The sequence below is a fragment of the Nocardia sp. NPDC049190 genome, from assembly GCF_040648115.1.
Taxonomy (GTDB): Bacteria; Actinomycetota; Actinomycetes; order Mycobacteriales; family Mycobacteriaceae; genus Nocardia.
In genome coordinates, this window is record NZ_JBEZDE010000105.1 from 1 (window position 1) to 2,311 (window position 2,311).

Below are 2,311 nucleotides of genomic sequence, written 5' to 3' on the forward strand. Positions count from 1 at the left end.
CTGGATCGGGAGTATCCGGAGCCGCCGCGCGGGCGATCTCGGTGGCACTGGCTCAGACCGGAAAGCCGTACGTGTTCGGTTCGGAGGGGCCGAATAGTTTCGACTGCTCGGGCCTGATGCAGTACGCGGCGGCGGCAGCGGGAGTCAGGATTCCGCGAATTGCGAACGACCAGTATCGCCAACTACCCAAGGTCAATCCGTCGCAGATTCGGCCGGGCGACTTGATCTTCCCGGAATCCTCGTTCGAGAACGGCGTTGCCGGCCACGTCATCATGTATATCGGCAATGGCAGATGTATCGCCGCGTCCCGCACGGGAGTGCCCATCGGACAAGTCCCACTGCCCAGGAGTTACCGCGCGACACGGTGGACCTGACCGTCCTCTTTCGGTCAGGTCAGCGGTGTGTGGAAATGACGGTCGGTCTCTCGCGCACAACGTACTTCATACACCGCGAATTCTTCCGTCAGCTGCTCGTCCGGAGTGAGCCCTGGCCCGATTGTTCAGCGACCGCGAACGCCAGCGACTGGGCCATCGAAGTCATCGCGGTGAGCGCAGGCGGGCCTGTGAGGCTACGGGTGTCGGCGTAGAAGCTCAGATCCGCGATGCGAGCGAGAAATTGAGCAAACGACCACTGAGTCGTCCCGCAGCAATTTCCGCCGATGAACCGGGGCGGTGGCGGTGCGCGCGACCGCTGAGCCGAAGGCACTCGACATCAGTACCCCACGTACGAGCCCCCACTGCGCATCTGCACGATCCCCGGCACATTGCTGACCGACCCGTAACGCTCGATGGAATACCGCACGCCCGCGATGATGTTGTCGACGGGATTCCAGATATCGCGGTGTCCAGGAAGCGAATACGAGTTGAAGGTCGGGTCGATGGTCTGCATCAGCCCCTTGGACGGAATACCTTTGGCAGCATTGCTGTCCCAGAGATTGATCGCGTTCGGGTTGCCACCGGATTCGTGCTGGATGATTGCCGCGATATCGGCGGGATCGATCTGGCGGGTGTCGTAACCGTGCTGGCGGAGGATCTGAAGTGCCTCGTTGATCCATTGCCCCTGCTGCCCGGAGGGACGTGTGCGCGGTGGACCACCGCTACCGCGCATACCAGGGTGCGTCGCCCGGCGGGGACGGCGGGGGCGAGTCGGGCGCGCCTGCTGGATGTACCGGTCCGCCAGGGCGGCAACGCGTTCGGCGGTGAGCGTCGCGGCTGCCTGCCCCTGCCCGAGAACCGTTCCGGCACGGTGCAATGCGTTGCCCAGTGTGGTGACCACGAGGTCCCTACCCGCCGCCGTGTCCTCGATCTTGCCCAGCGCGGTCATCGCCGTGTTGACCTCCGCGATGATCGCGCCGATGGCCGCCCGTCCTTGTGTGGTGTTGTCCACCGCGCCGTCGAGGATGCGCTCCAGTTCGGCGTTCATCGATCGATTGGCGTCTATGTTCCGCGAGGTGTCCTGCCGGTGGGCCGCGTACTGTGATCCCAGGTCGCCATCCCAGACCACTGGTCCGGTGGGACGTGCCGCCGCGAGGTCGGGGGGCGCATAGGATTTTCCGGATTCGGCGGTCGGGGCTCCCTCGCCGTAGTGCGCGGCTATCGTTGCGAGGGCACCGAGCGCGGCCGCCGCCATCGGCGTAGCCGCCCCAGCGAGGGCTGATGTGTCCGGCCGGGCAACCGATGGAGCGCCTGTTGCGGCGGACGGTGTTTCGATAATCGGAGAGGCCGTCTGATTGCGTGCGGCAGTGTTCGCCACCGGAGCCGGAGCGACCGATGCAGGCGCACCTCCGGGCAGCGGTGGCGGGGCCGGTGACGGACTACCTCTGGCCTTCGTTCTGGTAGGGCGGCCAGGAGCGGCCGTCGTAGCGCCCGCTCTGCCGTCGTGATCGTCCTCTGGGTCGGATTCGGAGCGGGTTCGTTTCTCCGGTGCCATCAGTACCCCACATATGCGCGGCCGTTGCGAACAGCCCTGACGCCCGGCACATTACTGACCGAGCCATACCGATTGATGGCGTATCGAGTTGCCGCGACGATATTGTCGACGGGGTTGTAGATGTTGCCGTGGCCCGGCGCCTTCCATCGGTCGAATGTCGGGCCGATGGTTTGCATAAGGCCTTTCGAGGGAGTTCCCTTGGCTGCGTTGCTATCCCAGCCGTTCGTCGCGTTCGGGTTACCGTTCGACTCGTGCTGGATGATGATCGCGATAGCCTGGGGATCGATCGTTCTGATGTCATAGCCCAGTTGCTGCAACACCTGCAGAGCCTGTTGAATCCACTGCCCCACCGTGCCACCCGGGACTGCGCCGCCGGCTTGGA

3 protein-coding genes are annotated in these 2,311 nt (G+C 64.8%); 1 reads left to right on the forward strand and 2 read right to left on the reverse strand.

Annotation, left to right across the window (positions count from 1 at the left end; genetic code table 11):
* A partial coding sequence (locus AB0B25_RS32045; RefSeq protein WP_357187573.1) for an NlpC/P60 family protein occupies window positions 1-374 on the forward strand: 374 nt, incomplete at its 5' end.
* A 337-nt stretch (window positions 375-711) separates the two neighbouring features.
* Here AB0B25_RS32045 and AB0B25_RS32050 read toward each other — a convergent pair.
* Complete coding sequence (locus AB0B25_RS32050; protein WP_357187576.1) at window positions 712-1,629, reverse strand: transglycosylase SLT domain-containing protein; 918 nt, start codon at window positions 1,627-1,629, stop codon at window positions 712-714.
* A gap of 299 nt (window positions 1,630-1,928) precedes the next feature.
* On the reverse strand, window positions 1,929-2,311 hold a 383-nt coding region (locus AB0B25_RS32055), incomplete at its 5' end, for a transglycosylase SLT domain-containing protein (RefSeq protein WP_357187579.1).